Origin of the sequence: Flavobacterium labens, from assembly GCF_048286755.1 — a bacterium.
In the GTDB taxonomy this organism is placed as follows: Bacteria; Bacteroidota; Bacteroidia; order Flavobacteriales; family Flavobacteriaceae; genus Flavobacterium.
Map to the genome: position 1 here is coordinate 688,207 of NZ_JBLVPL010000001.1, position 21,688 is coordinate 709,894.

The 21,688-nt window shown below is 35.8% G+C and carries 19 protein-coding genes and 1 tRNA gene; 12 read left to right on the top strand and 8 right to left on the bottom strand.

The genetic code is table 11. The annotated features are described in order from the left end of the window. The first annotated feature begins 17 nt into the window (after window positions 1-17). Complete coding sequence (gene asnS / locus ACNQF8_RS02930; protein WP_417952867.1) at window positions 18-1,454, top strand: asparagine--tRNA ligase; 1,437 nt, start codon at window positions 18-20, stop codon at window positions 1,452-1,454. Between the two features lie 83 nt (window positions 1,455-1,537). Beyond that, entirely contained in the window at window positions 1,538-3,004 is a 1,467-nt protein-coding gene (gene rpoN / locus ACNQF8_RS02935; RefSeq protein ID WP_315209503.1) for an RNA polymerase factor sigma-54, read from the top strand. A gap of 117 nt (window positions 3,005-3,121) precedes the next feature. Here rpoN and ACNQF8_RS02940 read toward each other — a convergent pair whose 3' ends face one another. Then, window positions 3,122-3,709, bottom strand: a complete 588-nt coding sequence (locus tag ACNQF8_RS02940; protein ID WP_315209505.1) for a thymidine kinase — start codon at window positions 3,707-3,709, stop codon at window positions 3,122-3,124. Between the two features lie 244 nt (window positions 3,710-3,953). On the opposite strand from ACNQF8_RS02940, the gene ACNQF8_RS02945 reads away from it, so the two are divergent. The 7 genes from ACNQF8_RS02945 (at window position 3,954) to ACNQF8_RS02975 (ending at window position 10,797) form a co-directional block, all read left to right on the top strand. After that, a complete protein-coding gene (locus ACNQF8_RS02945; protein ID WP_417952868.1) occupies window positions 3,954-5,009 on the top strand; it encodes a hypothetical protein in 1,056 nt (351 codons plus the stop codon). Between the two features lie 77 nt (window positions 5,010-5,086). Continuing rightward, window positions 5,087-5,800, top strand: a complete 714-nt coding sequence (rsmI, locus tag ACNQF8_RS02950) for a 16S rRNA (cytidine(1402)-2'-O)-methyltransferase (RefSeq protein WP_315209508.1) — start codon at window positions 5,087-5,089, stop codon at window positions 5,798-5,800. Between the two features lie 2 nt (window positions 5,801-5,802). Next, complete coding sequence (locus tag ACNQF8_RS02955) at window positions 5,803-6,855, top strand: flavin monoamine oxidase family protein (RefSeq protein ID WP_417952869.1); 1,053 nt, start codon at window positions 5,803-5,805, stop codon at window positions 6,853-6,855. 15 nt (window positions 6,856-6,870) lie between these two features. Next, window positions 6,871-7,215: a HopJ type III effector protein gene (locus ACNQF8_RS02960; protein WP_417953094.1), complete on the top strand. Its 345-nt coding sequence runs from the start codon at window positions 6,871-6,873 to the stop codon at window positions 7,213-7,215. Between the two features lie 105 nt (window positions 7,216-7,320). Beyond that, complete coding sequence (recJ, locus tag ACNQF8_RS02965; protein WP_417952870.1) at window positions 7,321-9,012, top strand: single-stranded-DNA-specific exonuclease RecJ; 1,692 nt, start codon at window positions 7,321-7,323, stop codon at window positions 9,010-9,012. 10 nt (window positions 9,013-9,022) lie between these two features. Continuing rightward, entirely contained in the window at window positions 9,023-10,294 is a 1,272-nt protein-coding gene (locus tag ACNQF8_RS02970; RefSeq protein WP_417952871.1) for an MFS transporter, read from the top strand. Window positions 10,295-10,440: 146 nt separating this feature from the next. Further along, entirely contained in the window at window positions 10,441-10,797 is a 357-nt protein-coding gene (locus ACNQF8_RS02975; protein ID WP_417952872.1) for a hypothetical protein, read from the top strand. Between the two features lie 125 nt (window positions 10,798-10,922). Here the strand turns inward: ACNQF8_RS02975 and ACNQF8_RS02980 are convergent, their stop codons facing one another. The 4 genes from ACNQF8_RS02980 to ACNQF8_RS02995 all read right to left on the bottom strand — a co-directional run bounded on the left by ACNQF8_RS02980 (window position 10,923) and on the right by ACNQF8_RS02995 (window position 13,403). Next, window positions 10,923-11,129 carry a hypothetical protein gene (locus tag ACNQF8_RS02980; protein ID WP_417950735.1) on the bottom strand — a complete coding sequence of 69 codons (207 nt, stop codon included), beginning with the start codon at window positions 11,127-11,129 and terminating at the stop codon, window positions 10,923-10,925. Window positions 11,130-11,150: 21 nt separating this feature from the next. Continuing rightward, window positions 11,151-11,903 carry a UDP-2,3-diacylglucosamine diphosphatase gene (locus ACNQF8_RS02985; protein ID WP_417950736.1) on the bottom strand — a complete coding sequence of 251 codons (753 nt, stop codon included), beginning with the start codon at window positions 11,901-11,903 and terminating at the stop codon, window positions 11,151-11,153. 4 nt (window positions 11,904-11,907) lie between these two features. Next, window positions 11,908-12,372 carry a 6-pyruvoyl trahydropterin synthase family protein gene (locus tag ACNQF8_RS02990; protein WP_315209525.1) on the bottom strand — a complete coding sequence of 155 codons (465 nt, stop codon included), beginning with the start codon at window positions 12,370-12,372 and terminating at the stop codon, window positions 11,908-11,910. A 263-nt stretch (window positions 12,373-12,635) separates the two neighbouring features. After that, the gene (locus ACNQF8_RS02995; protein ID WP_417952873.1) at window positions 12,636-13,403 is read right to left on the bottom strand and encodes an enoyl-CoA hydratase/isomerase family protein; all 768 of its coding nucleotides are present in this window, start codon (window positions 13,401-13,403) and stop codon (window positions 12,636-12,638) included. A 125-nt stretch (window positions 13,404-13,528) separates the two neighbouring features. Here ACNQF8_RS02995 and ACNQF8_RS03000 point away from each other — a divergent pair. Further along, a tRNA-Ala gene (locus tag ACNQF8_RS03000) sits at window positions 13,529-13,602 on the top strand. A 67-nt stretch (window positions 13,603-13,669) separates the two neighbouring features. On the opposite strand, the gene mtgA is transcribed toward ACNQF8_RS03000, so the two are convergent. Together mtgA and ACNQF8_RS03010 are read right to left on the bottom strand one after the other, a co-directional pair. Next, window positions 13,670-14,416 (bottom strand): monofunctional biosynthetic peptidoglycan transglycosylase, encoded by a 747-nt coding sequence (gene mtgA, locus ACNQF8_RS03005; RefSeq protein ID WP_417952874.1) that lies wholly within the window; start codon window positions 14,414-14,416, stop codon window positions 13,670-13,672. Next, window positions 14,401-15,528 carry an NAD(P)/FAD-dependent oxidoreductase gene (locus ACNQF8_RS03010; protein WP_417952875.1) on the bottom strand — a complete coding sequence of 376 codons (1,128 nt, stop codon included), beginning with the start codon at window positions 15,526-15,528 and terminating at the stop codon, window positions 14,401-14,403. The genes mtgA and ACNQF8_RS03010 overlap by 16 nt, the downstream gene beginning before the upstream one ends. Before the next feature lie 246 nt (window positions 15,529-15,774). Here ACNQF8_RS03010 and ACNQF8_RS03015 point away from each other — a divergent pair, with 246 nt between their 5' ends. Beyond that, window positions 15,775-17,688, top strand: a complete 1,914-nt coding sequence (locus tag ACNQF8_RS03015) for a S9 family peptidase (RefSeq protein ID WP_417952876.1) — start codon at window positions 15,775-15,777, stop codon at window positions 17,686-17,688. Window positions 17,689-17,798: 110 nt separating this feature from the next. After that, window positions 17,799-20,228 (top strand): hybrid sensor histidine kinase/response regulator, encoded by a 2,430-nt coding sequence (locus ACNQF8_RS03020; RefSeq protein ID WP_417952877.1) that lies wholly within the window; start codon window positions 17,799-17,801, stop codon window positions 20,226-20,228. On the opposite strand, the gene ACNQF8_RS03025 is transcribed toward ACNQF8_RS03020, so the two are convergent. Next, entirely contained in the window at window positions 20,225-21,571 is a 1,347-nt protein-coding gene (locus ACNQF8_RS03025) for a sigma-54-dependent transcriptional regulator (RefSeq protein WP_417952878.1), read from the bottom strand. The two genes, ACNQF8_RS03020 and ACNQF8_RS03025, sit on opposite strands and share 4 nt — an antisense overlap. Between the last annotated feature and the right edge of the window lie 117 nt (window positions 21,572-21,688).

The following is a 21,688-nucleotide window of genomic DNA, read 5'->3' on the forward strand; positions in this document are numbered from 1 at the left end:
TCAATTATATACATAAAATGAGACATACAAAAGTTAAAGACTTACTAAACAGTACCACGACGCTTCATGAAGTAAATGCAAAAGGATGGGTGAGAACTTTTAGAAACAATCAATTTATTGCCTTAAACGATGGTTCGACCATTGATAATATACAATGTGTTATCGATTTTGAGAACACACCAGACGAAACGTTAAAGAGAATTACGACTGGAGCAGCAATATCTGTTACTGGAACTTTGGTGGAAAGTAAAGGTGCCGGACAAAAATTTGAAATTCAGGTGGCTAAACTGGAAATCCTTGGAGATTCAGATGCGGAGAAATTCCCGATACAACCAAAAAACAAACCGAGCTTGGATTTCTTGCGTGAAAATGCGCATTTAAGAGTTCGTACCAATATGTTTGGAGCGATAATGAGAGTGCGTTCAGTATTATCGTATGCGGTTCACAGTTATTTTCAAGAGAAAGGTTTTGTGTATGTGAATACGCCAATCATTACAGGTTCGGATGCTGAAGGTGCCGGTGAAATGTTTAAAGTTACCGCTTTGCCATTTGACGGAACGCCAAGAACCGAAGACGGAAAAGTAAATTACAAGGAAGATTTCTTCGGGAAAGAAACGAACCTTACGGTTTCGGGACAATTAGAAGGAGAAACTTTTGCCATGGCTTTGGGTCAGATTTATACTTTTGGACCAACATTTAGAGCTGAAAACTCGAACACTTCGCGTCACCTTGCAGAATTTTGGATGATTGAGCCAGAAGTGGCGTTCAATGATTTGAATGATAATATGGACTTGGCTGAAGATTTTATTCAGTATGTAATCAAATACACGATGGACAAATGTCCGGAAGATTTGAAATTCTTAGAAACAAGATTATTGGATGAAGAGAAATCAAAACCTGTTGCTGAAAGAAGTGAAATGGCTTTGCTTGACAAATTAAACTTTGTTTTGGAAAACAATTTCAAACGTGTTTCATACACGGAAGCAATTGACATTTTAAGAGAATGTACGCCAAATAAAAAGAAAAAATTCAACTATATCATTAACGAATGGGGAGCTGATTTACAGTCAGAACACGAGCGTTATTTGGTGGAAAAACACTTTAAATGTCCCGTAATCTTGTTTGATTACCCGGCAAATATCAAAGCATTTTACATGCGTTTGAACGAAGACGGAAAAACAGTTCGTGCCATGGATATCCTTTTTCCTGGAATTGGAGAAATTGTGGGAGGTTCTCAAAGAGAAGAACGTTTTGATGTTTTGGTTGAAAAAATGAAAGCCTTAGGAATTGATGAAGAAGAATTGTGGTGGTATTTAGACACTAGAAGATTTGGTTCAGCGGTTCACTCTGGTTTTGGACTTGGGTTCGAAAGACTGGTATTATTTGTAACAGGAATGACAAACATTCGTGACGTAATTCCTTTCCCAAGAACGCCAATGAATGCGGAATTCTAAAAATTTGTTTCAAGTTTAAAGTTTAAGGTTGTTGAAAGTTCAGCAACCTTAAACTTTAAACCTTAAACTTTTAAACAATAAAAATGCTAAAGCAATTCTTAAATTTAAAGTTATCACAGAAATTATCTCCACAGCAAATTCAGCTGATGAAGTTAATTCAATTGCCTACGCAAGCTTTCGAACAACGTTTATTGGAAGAAATGAACGAAAATCCAGCTTTGGAAGCCGGAAAAGAAGAAGATGAGTATGAAAAGGACGAGTTCGAAAACGAAGATTATGACGATTATGATGATTCAGAATCAGACAGAATTGAAGCCGAAGACATCAACATTGACGAATATTTAAGCAACGACGAAACGCCAGATTATAAAACACAGGCTAACAATTATAGCGATGATGACGATGATCGTGAAACACCTTTTGCAGCACCGGTCAGTTTCCACCAAGATTTAATCAATCAGTTGAATACTTTTATCCTGAATGATGAGGAGCGTGAAATTGCAGAATTTTTGGTAGGAAGTATTGATGACATGGGTTATATCCGCAGAAGCGTTCCAGATATGGTAGATGATATGGCGTTTACCCAAGGCATTTACACTGATGAAAAGATGGTGGAGAAAATGTTGCAGGTGATTCATGAACTCGAACCATCCGGCGTAGGAGCACGTGATTTACAGGAATGCTTGTTGTTGCAATTAAAACACAAAACTCCAACGGAATACGTGGAATTAGCTACTGATATTATCGAAAATCAGTTTGATGCTTTTACCAAAAAACATTACGATAAACTGTTACAAAAATACAATGTTTCGAATGAGCAACTGAAAAAAGCCATTCACGAAATAGAAAAACTAAATCCAAAGCCAGGCGGATCGTTTACCGGAAATAATAAAGTGACGGAAAATGTGGTTCCTGATTTCGCCATCAGAATTGTGGACGGTGAACTGGAATTGACCTTAAACGGACGAAATGCTCCTTCCCTGCACGTTTCCAAAGATTATCAGGAAATGATGCAAACCTACAAGGATTCCCGTGATAAATCAGCACAGCAAAAAGATGCGGTGCAGTTTATCAAACAAAAACTGGATTCAGCTAAATGGTTTATCGATGCGATACGCCAACGTCAGGAAACGCTTTTTGTAACCATGAATGCGATTATGCATTATCAGGAAGAATATTTTCTGGATGGTGATGAAACCAAGTTGAAACCGATGATTCTGAAAGATATTGCTGATATGGTAGGTCTTGATATTTCTACGATTTCACGCGTAGCAAACAGCAAGTATGTGGAAACGCCTTATGGTACTAAACTGATAAAAGAATTCTTCTCGGAAGCGATGAAAAATGATCAAGGCGAAGATGTTTCTACACTGGAAATCAAAAAAATTCTTCAGAACACCATTGAAGAAGAAGACAAGAAAAAACCACTTCCGGATGATCAATTGGCCGAAATTCTTAAAGAAAAAGGCTATCCAATCGCGAGAAGAACCATTGCAAAATACAGAGAACAACTCGACATTCCGGTAGCGAGAATGAGAAAGAAGATGTAATTTAGAATTTAAAAATACTAAAAAGGGGAAATTTGTTTAAAACAAGTTTCCCCTTTTTTATAAAATAACCCTTTCAAAGTTTAAACTTTGAAAGGGCTTCTTCTAAATAATATTTTACTACTCCTGATCTTTTTTCATAGCGTGATAATACGCGGCACGACTGAGGGGTTCGTATTCTTCGGTTTCCCCTAACATGACGAGCTTGTCATTGTCAGTTTTACGGAAACTGTAATTCGCCAGATTTCCGGTGCGGGTACATACGGCATGCACTTTGGTCACATATTCGGCAGTTGCCATTAATGCGGGCATTGGACCAAAAGGATTTCCCTTGAAATCCATATCTAATCCGGCAACAATTACCCGGATTCCCTGATTCGCCAAATCATTGCAAATTTTGACAATTTCATCATCAAAAAACTGTGCTTCATCAATGCCTACAACATCGCAACCTTGCGCCAAAATAGCAATATTTGCGGCAGCAGGAACAGGCGTTGAACGAATTTCGTTAGCATCATGCGACACCACCATTTCATCATCATAACGCGTATCGATTGCCGGTTTAAAAATTTCTACTTTTTGCTTGGCAAATTGCGCTCTTTTCAAACGACGGATCAATTCCTCGGTTTTACCCGAAAACATGGAGCCACAAATGACTTCAATCCAACCAAATTGTTCTTTATGATTTACTGTATTTTCGAGAAACATTTTGTATTTTTCTGACTTAAAAAATGAATAGTTTTTATTACTTTGTAATGGATAAAACCGACTTAAAAATTTTATACTTTTACGTCGTTTCAAAAGTATAACATTTTTATTAAATCGGAGATTCGCGAGCTCTTATTTAAAAAATAAATAACGCGAGCAAAGGTTCCTTCTTCCTTATGCTAAATAAAAACTAGGAAGACATTTATAAAAAAGACCCGCCTAACACACTATAATTTCAAAAGTCATGAAAAAAAAATTGGAAGCCGATTTAATCAGCATTGCACACAGAGTATTACAACTAAAAAATAAATCTGACATCAATCAATTATATCTGGAAACGCAGAAATTATATGAAAAACTTTCTGTCTTACGATTTGTAGACGAACACTTTAGTGAGGCAAAACCAACTATTGGCGCTGCTGAAGTGGAACAAAAAATTGAATCTATTTTTGATAAAACAGAATTAGTTAAACCGGAAATTAAAGCTGTAGTCGAAGAAACTATTGCCAAAGAAATTGTTGAAACGCCTTTGGAACAACCACCAACTGTTGATGCATCTGAATCTGATACAAGTAGTGTGGAAGAAGAGACTGTTGAAGCTCCTTTGGAAGAAACAACAGCAACTAATGATGAATCTGAAACGAGTATTGCGGAAGAAGAAACCGTTGAAACGCCTTTGGAAGAAACAATTTCTAATGAAGAAGTAACTGCGGAAGAAGAAGAAAAAGAAGAAGAACCAATTATTGAGGAAGAAATAATTGCTGAGGAAGAAGAAACTTCAGAACCTGAAACGACTCCATTCACTCCGGCTTTTGAATTATCACAAGAAGAGGAAGTAGAAACAGAACTGGAAGTACCAAAGAAAATGGAACCGGTACAAATTTCTTTCGAAGATTTATTGGGCGGAAATTATCATGACACCCAGTTTGTAAAAGTGCAACAAATTGAAAATATTCCTACTGCAGTAGTAATTGAAACTCCAAAAGAAATTGTTGCAGAGGAAGAAAAAGTAGTACCTATCAAAGAGGAAGCTGTTGAGCCAAAAACAGTTTCGCTGAACGAAAAATTAGCCAAAGGAATCAACATCGATTTGAATGACCGAATTGCTTTCATAAAACACCTTTTTGGAAACAGCAGCGAAGATTACAACCGCGTTTTAAATCAATTAATTACGTTTGATACGTTCTACGAAACCAGAGATTTCATTCAAGAAATGGTAAAACCGGACTACAACAACTGGGAAGGAAAACAGGATTATGAGGAACGTTTTATGGATATTATAGAGAAAAAATTCTTGTAAATTTCCTTGAATTTTTCTGATTAAACATTTGAACAAATACAGATTTTCTATAAAATTTGTATTTAATTATTTTATCTATGTCAAAATTATACATCGTTCCTACGCCTATTGGCAATCTCGAAGACATGACTTTTCGAGCGATTCGGATTCTTAAGGAAGTCGATTTGATTCTCGCTGAAGATACGCGTACGAGTGGAAAACTGTTAAAGCATTTCGAAATTGGCACGCACATGTACAGCCATCACATGCACAACGAACACAAAACCGTAGAGAATTTAATTTCTCGTTTAAAAGCTGGAGAAAACATTGCATTAATCTCGGATGCAGGAACGCCTGCCATTTCAGATCCCGGTTTTTTATTGACTAGAGCTTGTGTTGAAAATGGAGTTGAAGTTGAATGTTTGCCCGGTGCAACAGCATTTGTTCCGGCATTAGTCAACAGTGGTTTACCTAATGATAAATTTGTTTTCGAAGGCTTTTTGCCTGACAAAAAAGGTAAACAAACCCGTTATTTGGCCTTAGCCGAAGAAACGCGTACAATGATTTTGTATGTTTCACCGCATAAATTAGTGAAGACTTTATCGGAATTCATTACTTATTTTGGTGAAGAGCGACCGATTTGTGTTTGTAGAGAATTATCAAAATTACACGAAGAAAATGTTCGAGGAACGGTAAGAGAAGTTTTGACTCATTTTGAAAAAATAGCTCCGAGAGGAGAAATTGTTGTGGTTGTAGGTGGAAAACCAATAACCAAAGAACCTAAAAAATCTAAATTCTCAGCTGAAGAATAATAATGAAAAAGGAAAAAGTTATTGTAATCGGTGCGGGGCTTTGTGGACTCTACACTGCTTTTTTACTTCAAAAAAAGGGAATAGAAGTTGTGATATTGGAGGCTAATACCAGAATTGGAGGCCGCATAAAAACCATAACCGGAACAACAGCTGTCTCGATGGAAATGGGTGCGACTTGGTTTGGAAACCAACACCGGCATCTTCTGGAGGTACTTCAAACTTTAGAACTCCCCTATTTTAGACAACATACAAAGGGAATTTCATTATTTGAAACAATGTCTTTTGTACCACCACAGAAATTTGAAATATCAGATTCCGAAGAACCTTCTTTTCGCATTGAGGGCGGAACGGCAGCACTAATTGATAGATTAGTCTCTGAGATTGGTCTACAACATATCAAAACACAAACTAGAATAACGGGGATAAAAGAGGAAAATAATCAATTAATAGTAACCGATTCAGGTGGTAATAGTTATTCAGCCGATAAAGTGATTAGTACTATTCCACCTAATTTGCTGGTAAACTCGGTGCTTTTTGAACCCAAATTACCAGACAATTTTACACAACTAGCCAAGAAAACGCATACTTGGATGGGAGAATCCATAAAATTTGCTGTGGAATATAAAACTCCTTTTTGGAAAAAGAATAATTATTCGGGAACCTTATTCAGCCAAGCCAGTATTATTCAGGAAATGTATGATCACAGCACTGCTGATAATTCCGGTTTTGCATTAAAAGGTTTCCTAAATGGGGGTACCGCAGTCCTGTCTTTTGAAGAACGCAAAGAAAAAGTAATAGCGCAACTAACGGCTTTCTTTGGGCCAGAAGCTACGGATTATGTAGCCTATTATGAGAACGTTTGGAGGGAAGAACCGCTTACATTTCAGCCGTATGAACAACTCGTGTTAGCGCACCAAAACAACGGACATTCCCTTTTCAAAACACCATTACTAAACGATAAATTATATGCTTCCGGAGCTGAAACAGCCAATCAAAACCCTGGTTATATGGATGGCGCTATTTTTGCCGCGAAAACAATTGCCTCACAATTCTAAACAATGAAAATCAATATGACTATAGCCGCTTTCTTAGAGAAATTAAAACAAACACCTGAAGCGATAGTATTTTCAGAAACCATTGCTACTATCGAAGAAAACTACGACTTTACACCCACAGCATTTGAGAATGGTTTGCAACACAATGCAGCAGGAGAAAATACAGGATCTTGCAAATTATTTTCGTTTGCCGAAATTCAAAACTTATCAGAAGCAGAAACACTAGCCTGTTTTGGAGCCTATTATTACGAAGATGTTTTACAAAATCCAAACGGAACAGATCATCAAAACATTCGGAGTTTTATGAAAACCGGTTGGGATGGAATTGCCTTTTACGGAAGTGCTTTAGTGTTGAAATAAAAATTAAAATTCGCTGTCAGGTCGAGTGCAGTCGAGACACATCGGTTACTCTACTGCGCTCGATCAAACAAAATTCCTAACACAATTCTATAATACCAAATCACTATGCGTTGGACCTTAAAACCAAAACCTTCCGAGGAGACTGTACAACATTTGGCGAAAGCGTTGAATGTAGAAGATTTTGTGGCCACTTTATTAGTGCAACGCGGTATTGAAACATTTGAAGATGCCAGACGGTTTTTTCGCCCGAGTTTAGAGGATTTGCACGATCCATATTTGATGAAAGATATGGAAAAAGCAGTCGCCCGAATTGAAAAAGCGATTGAAAATGAGGAAAATATTCTTGTTTTTGGTGATTATGATGTCGATGGAACCACGGCAGTTTCACTCGTTTCTTCCTATCTAAAAACCTATTATCCAAACGTGGCGACCTACATTCCGGATCGTTATGACGAAGGTTATGGAATATCTTTTAAGGGAATTGACTTTGCTGATGACAATGGATTTTCGCTTATCATCGCTTTAGATTGTGGTATAAAATCCATCGATCATGTGGCTTACGCCAAAGCAAGAAACATCGATTTTATCATTTGTGACCACCACAGACCGGGAGAATTTTTACCCGAAGCCGTTGCCGTTCTCGATCCAAAAAGAGACGATTGTACATATCCTTATGATGAATTGTGCGGTTGCGGAATAGGTTTTAAATTGATTCAGGCTTTGGGCCAAAATCGAAATGAAACTATAGATGATTTGATTCCATATTTAGATTTAGTTTCGGCTGCGATTGCTGCTGATATCGTCCCTATGACTGGAGAAAATCGGGTGCTGGCTTATTTTGGATTGCAAGTCATCAATTCTGACCCAAGACCAGGAATCAAAGCCATCATTCACCAAATAAAAAAACAAACTTTAGATATTACCGATGTTGTTTTCATCATCGCACCCAGAATAAACGCTGCAGGACGCATCAAACATGGAAATCATGCAGTGGAATTATTAACCGAATTTAATTTTGAGCAAGCCCAACAATTTGCTTCTGAAATCGAGGCGTATAATTCAGAGCGAAAAGATTTAGACAAATTAATCACCAAAGAAGCATTAAAACAAATTGAGGAAAACAATGAAAAAAAGCGTTTTACCTCTGTAGTTTTTCAAGAAGATTGGCACAAAGGCGTGATTGGAATTGTCGCTTCCCGACTGATTGAAACCTATTATCGCCCAACACTTGTTTTTACGAAAAGTGGTGATAAATATGCTGCTTCGGCACGTTCCGTAAAAGGGTTTGATGTGTATAATGCACTCGAAGCCTGTACCGAACATTTAGAACAATTTGGTGGTCACATGTATGCCGCAGGAATGACGTTGAAGGAAGAAAATTATCAAATCTTCAAAGAGGCTTTCGAACAAGAAGTAGAAAGAACCATTCATCCGGACATGCTGACACCAGAAATTGCAGTTGATGCCGAAATTGATTTTGCTAATATCACTCCAAAATTAATCCGAATCCTGAAACAATTTGAACCGTACGGACCACAAAATATGACGCCAATTTTCCTAACTAAAAATATTAAAGACACTGGTTATGGAAAACCTATGGGGCAAGAAGATGAACATTTAAAACTTTTTATCAAACAAAATAACTCCGAAGGTATCGCTGCAATTGGTTTTAATTTGGGAAACAAAATCGAACTGACTACGCATCAAAAACCTTTTCAAGCGGTGTATTGCATCGATGAAAACGAATGGAAAGGTAAATTAAGTTTGCAATTGCGATTGCGAGATATTAAAGAATGATTATATTATTATGAAAAAAAACGACCCTTATTCGGCACTGCGTTATAAAGAATTTAATATTTTTTTACTATTACGTTTTGCCATGGTTTTTGGCTGGTCGATGCAGTTTATTGTCATTGAATGGGAAGTATATAGTTTGACCAAGAATCCGTTATCATTAGGAATCATAGGATTAATGGAAGTTATTCCAGCCATTTCGATGGCTTTATTTGCCGGACACATTGTGGATCAAAAAGAGAAAAAAGGATTGCTCTTAAAATGTATTTTAGGGTTTTCAATCATTAGTTTGGGCTTGTTTTTATTTACGTGGCCACCGTTTATAAAAGATTTTTCTACCCAAACTATTTTATATTCCATTTACTTTTTCGTGTTTTTAGGAGGATTAGTCCGTGCTTTTCTTGGCCCTACGATATTTTCTCTTTTGGCATTGATTGTTCCTAAAAAAATATATCCGAATGCTGCCACATGGAGCAGTTCCGTTTGGCAAATAAGTTCGGTTTTAGGGCCAGCAGTAGCCGGTTTCTCTATCAATTGGATTGGCGTTCATTGGTCTATGTCCATCGTTTTGGGATGTTCACTTTTAGCTTTGATTGCTTTAACCCGAATAGCAACAAAACCTATTTTGAATCCAAAAATTGGGGAACCCATAATGGAAAGTTTGAAAGAAGGCGTGAAATTTGTTTTCAACAATAAGACGATTTTAGGCGCTTTATCGTTGGATATGATTGCCGTTCTTTTTGGTGGCGCCGTCGCGTTATTGCCCATTTTTGCACAGGATATCTTGAAAGTGGGACCACAAGGATTTGGTGTTTTGAGAGCCGCTCCGGCTGTTGGCGCTTTCTTGATGTTAATAATCTCAGCTTATATTCCTTTTACTAAAAATGCGGGTATGAAATTGTTGTCGGCTATTTTTGCATTTGGGATTTGTATTATCGTTTTTGGACTTTCTTCTATTTTTTGGCTGTCCGTAGCGGCTTTATTTTTAAGTGGTGTTTTCGACGGCATTTCGGTGGTGATACGCCAAACTATTTTGCAATTGAAAACTCCCGATCACATGCGAGGCCGAGTTGCAGCCGTGAATTCTATATTTGTGGGTTCCTCTAATGAATTGGGTGCTTTTGAAAGCGGATTAACTGCAAAATTGATGGGGACTGTTAGCGCTGTGGTCTTTGGGGGAAGCATGACATTGATTACCGTGTTTCTTACCGGAGTCATATCCCCAACTTTTAGAAAACTGGACTTGCAAAAAGATATTGAGGAACATGAAAAGAGCGAGATATAAATAGATATTTTCAGAACAAATACTTCATATTACTAGTCAGTAAAATAATCTCAAGATTACTTACCGACTTTTTTGCACCTTTTTTATGTTTTATTATTTAGAACAAATATAAATAATACTTATATTTGTTTCAAAACTGATGACACATGCAAGAAATAAAACAAATATATCATAACCATTTAGGCACGGCTTTTTACTGGAGAAAGGACAATGATCTAGTATTGGACAAAGTACAACTGGTTTTTAGAGAAATGGGCTTTTATTTTACCCAAAAGGAACTGCAACTATTTAAGCGCTGTATTGAAGAGAGTTATATCCAAAACAAATACTGCGACGATTGTGAACTGAAAAACAAATGCCACAAATTTTTACTAAAAACACCTTGTTCCCAAATTGATTTGGCCGTTTCCATGGAAGAATTAGATGCCGTAAATGACTTGGTGGAAGGCACTTTGTTTAAAATAAATCTGGATGATTATTTGTATGGAGAGGGGATGAATTAGGGATTTGCTAAATATCATTCAACATTTTTTTTTATAAACACAAACGAAATACTCTCACCTCCGTTGAAAGAAGCTTACAGCATAACAAATTTGAATGTATAATTGTGTGGAGTTTTGTCAACTAACTACTCTTTAATCTGATTGGTATTTTTCTCTTTGTAAACTTTGTACAAGCCAATCATTAAAAATAAAGCTCCAAGGATGATATTTCTATATGGTCCTTTATTAATTTCAAATGAAAAATCATCTAAGTTTACAGATAACAGCCCCATTAGTAGCAATATTGAGCCAAGTAAAAAAAAGAATTTAGATACTTTATTTTCAGTTTTCATAATTTAATTTTTATGATGATTTTAATAATTTTTAATCTCAAAATTCTCACCATCAAAAACGCCATAGGTAAAATATGATATCCAGTCACCTAGATTCACATACTCGGCATTTTCTCCTACGGTTACTTTCATAGGCAAATGACGGTGTCCGAAAATAAGGTAATTGTAGTGTTTGGTTTCTAATTTTCTTTTGGAATAAAGAATCAGCCATTCGTTGTCTTCGCCAAGAAAAGTTACATCTTCATCACCAGAAATCAGTTTGTTTTTTACGGAAAGATATTGCGCCAGTTTCACGCCAATATCCGGATGAAGCCATCTAAAAAGCCATTTGAAAAACGGATTTGTAAATATCTTTTTCATTCGTTTGTAACCTAAATCACCAGGGCCTTTTCCGTCGCCGTGGCCAATAAGGAATGTTTTATCTCCAAAAGTATATTCTTGATTGTCATGAAACACGGGAATATTCAGTTCTTTCTGAAAATAATCTTCCATCCATAAGTCGTGATTTCCCGCGAAGAAATAAATGGGAATTCCACTGTCCCGGATTTCAGCGAGTTTGCCTAAAACACGAATAAATCCTTTTGGGACTACGGTTTTATATTCGAACCAAAAATCAAATAAATCACCCAACAGAAAAATAGCTTCTGCATCGTCTTTAACTTCGTCGAGCCATGCCACAAATTTTTGTTCTCTAGGAAAACTCAATTCGGGTGTTGGTGCGCCAAAATGCTGATCGGAGGCGAAATATACTTTTTTATTATGGGGTAATTGCATGTAGTTACAGTATGGATTTCATGTTATCACTGGCAAACCATTCAGCAAAAGATGATTCAGTTTCCTGTAATTTTAAGGAAAAAAGCGTGATTCCTTCCGGTAATCGGCTGATGATTCTTTGAGAAAAATCAACGACCATATTTTCACTCGTTGGTTGGTAATCTACCAAAATAACATGGTGTCCGCGGCTCATCAATTCATTTGCCAATTCGATATGCGGCGTCGTTCCGTTAAAAACAGTCGCATGGTCAAATTGATCTACAATTTCTTCTTTTACAATTTTCTTTAAATCCGTGAAGTCAATCACCATTCCAAATTTCACATTGGAACGATCTATAATTGGTGTTCCAATTACCGTTACTGACAATTTATAACTATGTCCGTGAACATTTTTACATTTCCCGTCATAACCGTATAAGGCGTGACCGGTTTCGAAACTAAATTGTTTTGTAATTCTGATATTGCTCATCGGAGTTTAATTTTGATGCAAATTTAGCAAATTGATATGAGAAATGGGATTTAAATCTTTCCCCTTCCCAACCCTTTCCAAAAGGGAAGGAGAATAGGATGGAAATATTTTGTTTATAATCTGAATTTGATAGTTCCCAAATGTTCTAGCCCTGATGATCCCAAAGCTTCGGGAGGTATCCTTTTTATAAGGTGATTTTTCTTCACCTTATAAAAAGATATAGTGAACAGCAGGAAATGGATTCAGAATAAGTCCTGAAAAAATTACTTTTTGAATTGCGACAACGCTTTTCTGGTAAAATCAGACAACACCAATTTACCCGAAATAGCGGCGCGTTCTAACAACAATGTATCCCAATGTTGCGTTCCTTCCCACAAAACTTTTTTCATTTCCAATAAAGCTTCGGGATTATAACTGGATAATTTAGCGCTGAAATTAGCTATTGCGGCATCCAATTCATCGACGGTTTCAAAAGTATTCGCATACAATCCTTTGGCTTCAGCCCAATCAGCTGTTTTCCATTCTTGAGCAGCTAGCGTCATTTCGGCCATTGCCGTCTTTCCAATCTTCTTTGAAACTACTGGTTCTATCACAAACGGACCAATTCCGATCGCTAATTCCGATAGTTTTATTGATGCGTTTTTTGTTGCCAATGTATAATCACAGGCAGAAGCAATTCCTACTCCTCCGCCAACTGCTTTTCCGTGAACACGACCCACGATAAGCTTGGAACATGAACGCATTGCATTGATTAAATGCGCAAATCCAGAGAAAAAATGGGCTCCTTCGGCTTCATCCGAAACAGCCATAAGTTCATCAAAAGAAGCACCTGCACAAAAAGCTCCAGAGCCTTCACTTTGAATAACAATAACCGAAACAGCTAGATTTGAACCCAAAACAACAACCTCATTCGTTAAACGATCTAACAATTCTCTTGGAAAAGAATTGCTTGAAGGGTGACCAAATGCAACGGTTGCAATTTTATTTTCGATTGTTGTGAAGAGCGAACCTATTGGGTTTTCTGATACCATAGCGGAAATTTTGATGTAAAGTTAAAAAAAGTAAAGTAGGATTTGGCATTTTTTCAAATAGAATAGATTTGTATTTTGAAATTTGCTTTTTGGAAAATTTATATGTTATATTTGCGAACACGTTTGGGGGATTAGCTCATTTGGCTAGAGTACTTGCCTGGCAGGCAAGGGGTGACCGGTTCGAATCCGGTATTCTCCACAAACAAAAACCGTAAAATCTTTTAAGTAAGAGTTTACGGTTTTTTTATTTTTATAATCAAAGATAACTATTTTGAATAATCTATTTTCCCCACTTGTCGCATCACACGGACAATTTTAGCTTTTCGTCTGTTGATATATGAAGAAGAACTAGTCGCCGAATACTTTCTTGGATTGGGCAAAATTGCTGCAATTCCTGCTGCCTGCATCGGTGTGAAACTGGAAGCTCCTTTTCGATACCAATGTTCTGCGGCTGCCTGTGCTCCATACACACCATTTCCCATTTCGATACTGTTCAAGTACACTTCCATGATGCGTTCTTTTCCCCAAATGATTTCAATCAGAACCGTAAAATAGGCTTCAAGTCCTTTTCTCAAATAACTTCGGCCTTGCCAAAGAAATACATTCTTGGCTGTTTGTTGTGATATGGTGCTTCCTCCTTTTATTCTTCGACCTCTTTCATTACTTTTATACGCTTTTTGCATCGCGACAAAATCAAAACCATTATGTTTCAAAAACGTTCCATCCTCACTGGCAATTACGGCTTTTTGAAGATTCATGGAAATATTTTCAATTGGTTCCCAGTCGTGGCTGAAAAAAACTTCTTTTCCAGCTGTTTTGTTTTCAATAGCACGAATGACCATTAAAGGTGTAAAAGGAACGGGGATAAATTTAAAAAGTACCACAAAAAACAAAGAGAGTCCGAAGAACCACAACAATACTTTGAATAAAAAACGAGTTAGCTTTCTCATAAAAGAGGTTGGTTCTTTTTTAACGGGTTGTCTTGATTTTCTTGGTGTTATTTTCGTTGCCATTTTACTAAATCTGCTAATTCTGTTCCAATTAAACTTCCTATTGCCACTCCCATTCCGCCCAATCGAACGCCACAATAGACATTATCGGACAGTTGTGAAACAATTGGATTCTTGCTGTTGCCAATACCCATAATCCCACTCCAACGGTGTGCAATCTGGAAATCCTGCTGAGGCAAAATTACTTCTTTTAATAATTGTTCCAATTTATTTTGGACGATTTCTGTTTGCCCAAATTCAGTTGTATTTTCAGTCTCAAAATCGAGGTTTCTCCCTCCGCCCAATAATATTCTGTTGTCAATATTCCTGAAATAATAATACCCTCTATCTAAGTGAAAAGTCCCTTTTATGTCTAAATTTTTAATAGGCTCCGTAATTAAAACCTGCGCTCTGGCTGATTTTACGGCTCCATTTGTCAATCCGTTTGCAAAACCGTTAGTCGCAAACAATATTTTTTTAGTACTGAAGCTGAAATCACCAAGCGCCACTTCCACTCCATTTCCCTTGTCGTAATAAGAAGTGACGGTTTGTTGGTTTAGAATTAAAATATTTTTAGAAACCGCTTCTTTCAACAAAGCCTGCATCATATTTCCGGTATCTATTTGTGCTTCAAAAGGATTGAAAACTAAATATTCCTGTATCCCGCTGAACCCAAAACGGTCGACTTCTTTGGCAAAAACATCAGCTTTAAAAAGTGGTCTTAAAATTTCATTGATAAATGGTAATTTCCCAACACATTCACTGTAACAACTTTCATCGTCTTTTAAAAACAACTCATATCCACCATACGGTTTGAAATCTATCGTGTCATCACCGAGTCTTTTACGCAACAACTGTAACCCTTTCCATCGTTTTTGAACAAGATGAATCACTTCTTCTTCCGAATGGGATTTTAAATCGTCTATGATTTCTGAAAGACTTCCAAAACACGCAAAACCAGCATTTTTAGTACTTGCTCCTTGCGGTAACATTCCTTTTTCCAATACTAGAATTTTGCTTTCCGGGAATCTTTCGCGCAAGCGTATTGCAGCATGCAAGCCTACAATACCACTTCCTACGATGGTATAATCTACATCAGTAAACCAGTTTTTCAACTCCCAATAGCTCAAATCCATGTTTAAATATTTTCCATAAAAATAATAATTTTTTGGAGCTAATCCAGCTATCCGTTGCAAATAAATTTACTGAACTCCAATTAAAATAAAAGTAGTATGAAGCAATCTTTTATTTTTTAAACAAAAAAAATAAAAGGATTTCTCCCGAAACTTCGGGACCATCGGGGCTAAAAAGCAAGTGTTAAAAACGAAAAAACATCAAATTAAATTGGCTAATTTTATAGCTTGAAAAAATCAATTATTAAAATGAAAAAAATACTGATTATACCTTTATTAATGATGAGTTTAAATGCTATGGCACAAAATGTAATGACTCCAGAACTGCTTTGGAAATTAGGAAGAGTAACTCCTTTAGGCATTTCCAAAGATGGAAAGAATGTAGTTTATAAAGTTACCACTCCTTCTGTTCAAGAAAATAAATCGCACTCAAAATTCTACATTTTACCAGTAAATGGTGGGAATCCAACCGAAGTAACAGATACCGCAGCCCTTTTAAAAGATAAAAATACTTCTCCAGACGGGAAATATATCGTTTATAATGAAGAAGTAAAAATCGAAAAAGTTCACGGAAAAGATTTTTATACGGAACTTGAAAAATCCGACGTTCAAATCTATGACGGCTTAAATTACCGCCATTGGGATACTTGGAACGAAGGTAAATACAACCATGTTTTTTACAAAGAAAATAAGGAAGGTGCAACGGGAATTGACATTCTGAAAGGCGAAAATTTTGACAGTCCACAAAAACCTTTTGGTGGAGATGAAGATTATATTTGGTCGCCAGACAGCAAAAGCATCCTTTACGTAAGCAAGAAAAAAGCAGGAACCGATTATGCTGTTTCTACCAACACCAATATTTTTGAATACAATCTGGAAACAGGAAAAACCAGCAATAGAACCGAGGAAAATCTAGGAAGTGATACGGCTCCACAATTTTCTCCAACCGGAAATTTGACTTGGTTGCAAATGAAACATGGCGGTTATGAAGCTGATAAAAACGACCTGATGGTGAGTTTTAAAGGAATGAAAATTAACTTAACGGCTAATTGGGATGGAACTGTGGAACATTTTATTTGGAGTCCTGACGGAAAAAAAATATATTTTGTGGCGCCGATAGATGGTACAAAACAATTATTTGAAGTTAATTTTCCGGGTCTGACCAATCCCGAAGCTTCGGGAGCAATTACCGTTCGCCAAATCACTACTGGAGAATTTGACGTCAATGACTTAGTTGGTTTTTCCGGTGATAACATCATTGTATCGAGAACCGACATGAATCATGCGGCAGAAATTTATTCGTATAATTTAAAGAAAAATACTTGGAAACAACTTTCGAATGTCAATACAGCAACTTATGAATCATTGGCGCTAAGCAAAACGGAAAGAAGATATGTTACGACAACGGATGGCAAAAAAATGTTAGTTTGGGTGGTACTTCCGCCTAATTTTGATGCTTCAAAAAAATACCCAACGCTTTTGTATTGTCAAGGCGGTCCACAATCTCCATTGACGCAATTTTATTCTTACCGATGGAATTTACAGTTGATGGCTGCTAATGGTTATATTGTTGTTGCTCCAAACCGTCGCGGAATGCAGGGTCACGGCGTAGCATGGAATGAGCAAATCAGCAAAGACTGGGGCGGACAAGTGATTGATGATTACCTTTCAGCGATTGATGATGTGGCAAAGGAAAAATATGTTGATGTGAGTCGTTTAGGATGCGTTGGCGCCAGTTACGGCGGGTATTCTGTTTTCTATTTAGCTGGAATGCACAACAACCGATTCAAAACGTTTATTGCCCACGATGGTATTTTTAATACACAAAGTATGTATGGAACGACCGAAGAAGTTTTCTTTACCAACTGGGATTTTGGTGGTGCATATTGGGAAAAAGACAATGCTGTTGCACAAAAAGCCTACACTATTTTCAACCCAATGACGCTAGTGGAAAAATGGAACAAACCAATTTTAATTATTCAAGGCGGAAAAGATTTTCGTGTACCGATAGGACAAGGTCAAGAAGCTTTTCAAGCGGCACAACTGCGAGGAATAAAAAGCAGATTCTTGTATTTCCCCGAAGAAAACCATTGGGTATTAAAACCTCAAAATGCTCAGGTTTGGCAAGGTGAATTTTTCAAATGGCTGAAAGAAACCTTGTAAATTAAAACTTAAAGAAATAAAACCTCGCTTTTCAGTGGGGTTTTTTGTTTGTATCAAAACATTTTGAATAACTTAACTTTAAACGCTTTTGTAATTTTTATCTTTGAAAAATGGACAGTAAAAAAAGTTATATCCCGATAAAAATTTTCATAAGTTACCTGGTGCTGGCGTTACTTTTTGTAAGCGTCGGGTGGTTTTTATATACTGAAAACAAGAGTTTTTCTAAAACAGAAAAGAGAATTACGGAGGAAAGCAGCACTATTTTGAAAGTGAGCAATTTACTATCTAATATGCATAAAACGGAAAGTTTAGCCCGAATAGCTATTCAATCCGAATCAGAAGATGATTTTAAAAATTATATCAACAAAACTGCGGCTTTAAAATCAGATATTGATTCTTTAAAACTATTTGTTTCTACTCCCTATCAAATCACTTTATTGGATAGTGTTAAGTATTTATTGTACAAAAAAACTAAAAACATACAGCAACTAAAAACGATAAAAAACAAAACCGAAGATGAAAGTGCTGTAAAAAACGCCATTGAAGATTTGACAAAAATGGAGACTTCGTTGCGAAAACTTCAATTGGAAGATTTTGTAAAATATCCTTCGGAGATGGGACAATACCAACGGAATGTACTAAAAAAGTACGTGGCTTATTTGAATCAAAATATTCCCGATGACAGTACCAACACATTAAGTAAAAAAGCTTCGGATTCTATTTTAATGGCTTCTAAAAATTTGCTGAATGACGTAAAAAAAGAAACCGCTAAAAAGAAACAATTATTAAATCAGGAAGAAAATAAACTACTGCAAAATGAACTTTCGATATCCGACCAATTAAGAAAAGTACTCAATATTATCGAACGCGAAATTATTATAAACACAACCAAAAGCTATTCAGACCGAGAAAATTCCCTAAAAAAAACAAACCAAATTGTTACCACAGCCGCAATAATTGGATTGTTACTGACCTTGTTCTTTTTGATTATTATTTTAAATGATTACTCCAAAACCCAATCCTATAAAAAACAATTGGAAGTCGCAAATTCAAAAACTAAAAAACTCTTAACAAGCAGAGAACAACTTATTTCGACAGTAAGCCATGACTTAAAAACACCATTGAGTACCATTGTTGGTTACACGGAACTGCTGGGAAATTCTGAATTGGATACCAAACAATTGTATTTCACCAAAAACATCAAAAGCTCCTCCGATTACATTTCACAATTAGTACAGGACTTACTTGATTTCACTCAAATTGAAGCCGAAAAAATTACCATAGAAAAAATTCCTTTTTCATTATACGACATCATTAACGAAGTTGGGAACAGCATTCAATCCGTTTATACGCAAAAACAAATTGAACTGATTATTGAAATTAATCCTAATCTTAAAAAAAGAATCATTGGAGATCCATTTCGAATGAGGCAAATATTGTCTAACATCATTGGGAATGCTTTCAAATTTACGGAAAAAGGATTCATAAAAATTAGAGCCAAAATTCATTCAGAAACGAATACCATAATTATCCTAATTGAAGATTCAGGCATTGGAATAGAAGAAAAAAATCAACAATTAATTTTTGAAGAATTCACACAAGCCGATGAAAATATTGAAAAAAAATATGGCGGAACGGGTTTAGGGCTTACCATCTCTAAAAAAATGACAGCTATTTTAGGTGGTGAATTAAGTTTGAAAAGCGAATTGGGCAAGGGAAGTATTTTTCAGCTCCAAATTCCATTACAATTTGACGATTCGATTCAAAAAGAATCAAATAAACATCCCTCAGAAGAAGAATTTACCGCAGTTATTATTGATGATGATGTGAGTTTATTAAAATTGACAACAGAAGTTTTAAAACAGCATCACTTCAATGCAATCCCATTTAACAATGCACACGAAGCGCTTCATTGGGTCAAAAACAACAGTTTTGATTTCATAATTACGGATATTCAAATGCCGGTTATGGACGGTTTTTTATTTTTAAAAGAACTCCAAAACACACCCAACTCCAATTATCAAAAACAACCCGTAATAGCGGTAACCGGAAAAAGTGATTTGGATTTAGAGACTTATAGAAAAGCCGGATTCACAACCGTTGTCAGAAAACCATATTCGCCCAAAACTTTACTTAAAATTATAAACGCAATTTTGAATAATGATGAAATTCCTATTGGATCAAAAAATAGAAATGATACTAAAAAAACAGACAAGCCTTATTCTTTAAAAGCTTTAAAATCATTTTTGCCCAATGAAAAAAAAGCTTTAAATGAGGTTTTAGAATCGTTTATAACAAGCACCAAAGAAAATTTAAAAAATTTAAATCGGGCAGTTTCAGCAGAAAATTTTATTGAGATTAAAAATATCGCTCATAAAATGGGACCAATGTTCAAGCAAATTCAAGCTAACGAAATCAGTACCATATTAGATCAATTAGAGCTGGATGATTTTACAATTGACTTAATTAAAATTCATTCTGAGAACTTAAAAGATAAAATTGACAGTCTTTTTACTCTTTTGCAAAAGGAATTAGACTAATTAATATCGTAACGATTTAATTTATTATACAATGTTTTTCTGTTAATTTTAAGCAATTTTGCGGCTTCAGATTTGTTGTTATTCGTTTGATTTAAAGCATCAAGAATAGTTTCTTTCTCATTTTCAAACAAAGAAAAATCGGTTGTTTTTTTGTCTTCATTTTGAAAAAACTCCATAGGAAGTGCCGTTTTTTCAATAAAATCACCTTGCGATAAAAGCGTTGCTCTTTTAATACAATTTTGAAGTTCTCGAAGATTTCCCGGCCATCTGTAGTTTTGAAAAATAGTCATAACCTCCGAAGAAAATCCGATGACATTTTTATTTAATTCCTGATTTGATTTCTCAAGAAAAAAATCAGAAAAAATCATCAAATCTTCATTCCTCTCGACTAATGATGGAGAATGAATAGAGAATTCGTTGATCCTATGGTATAAATCTTCTCTGAAATCTCCATTTTTAACCGCTTCACGCAAATCTTCATTTGTGGCGGTAATGATTCTGATATCTACGTCTATTTCTTTATTACTGCCTACGGGTTTTATTTTTCTTTCCTGTAAAGCCCTCAAAAGCTGAATTTGATTTTCATAAGACAGATTCCCTATTTCATCCAGAAAAATAGTTCCTCCATTTGCCGCTTCAAAAAAACCAATTTTATCCTGAATTGCTCCAGTAAAAGATCCTTTAATATGACCAAAGAATTCACTCGCTGCTAATTCTTTTGGAATGGAACCACAGTCAACGGCAATGAAATTAGTGTTTTTTCTGGAACTGTTTTCGTGAATACTTTTTGCAATGACTTCTTTTCCAGTCCCGCTTTCGCCAATAATTAAAACTGACATATTTGTCGGGCTGACTAATTGGATGTATTCAGCAAGTTTTTGGGACGCTTTAGAAATCCCTTTAACAAATTCGCTGGTAGTTTTTTTTACACTTTGTTTTCCAATTCTTTGATTAGTGACAATTTGATTTGGCTCCTTGTCATTTGAAATTTGCAAAGCATTGGTAATAACCAATAAAACTTCTTCAGGATTAAATGGTTTGGAAAAATAATCCGCAGCACCATTTTTTATAGCTTTTACAGCCGTACTCACATCAGAATATCCCGTCATTAGTATTATGGGAATATTTGGATGAGTCAATTTTATTTCTGACATAAGCACAATTCCATCAGAATCTGGAAGTCTTAAATCAGTAATGATTAAATCGAATTTGTCACTCTTAATTTTGGATTTTGCTTCTTCAGCTGAAAAGACTGCCGTTACAACATACAATTTCTTTATTAGAAATTTTTCTAATAATTTACAAAAGGCAACATCATCTTCAATCAATAAAATCTTAGCCATTACATTTTAACTTTAAGGCTAAAATAAAGTTATTAAATTTGTATTCTCATAATTTTATGCAAAAAAAAGAGAGACTGTTACATACAATCTCTCTTTTTAAAAACAAAACTCACCTAA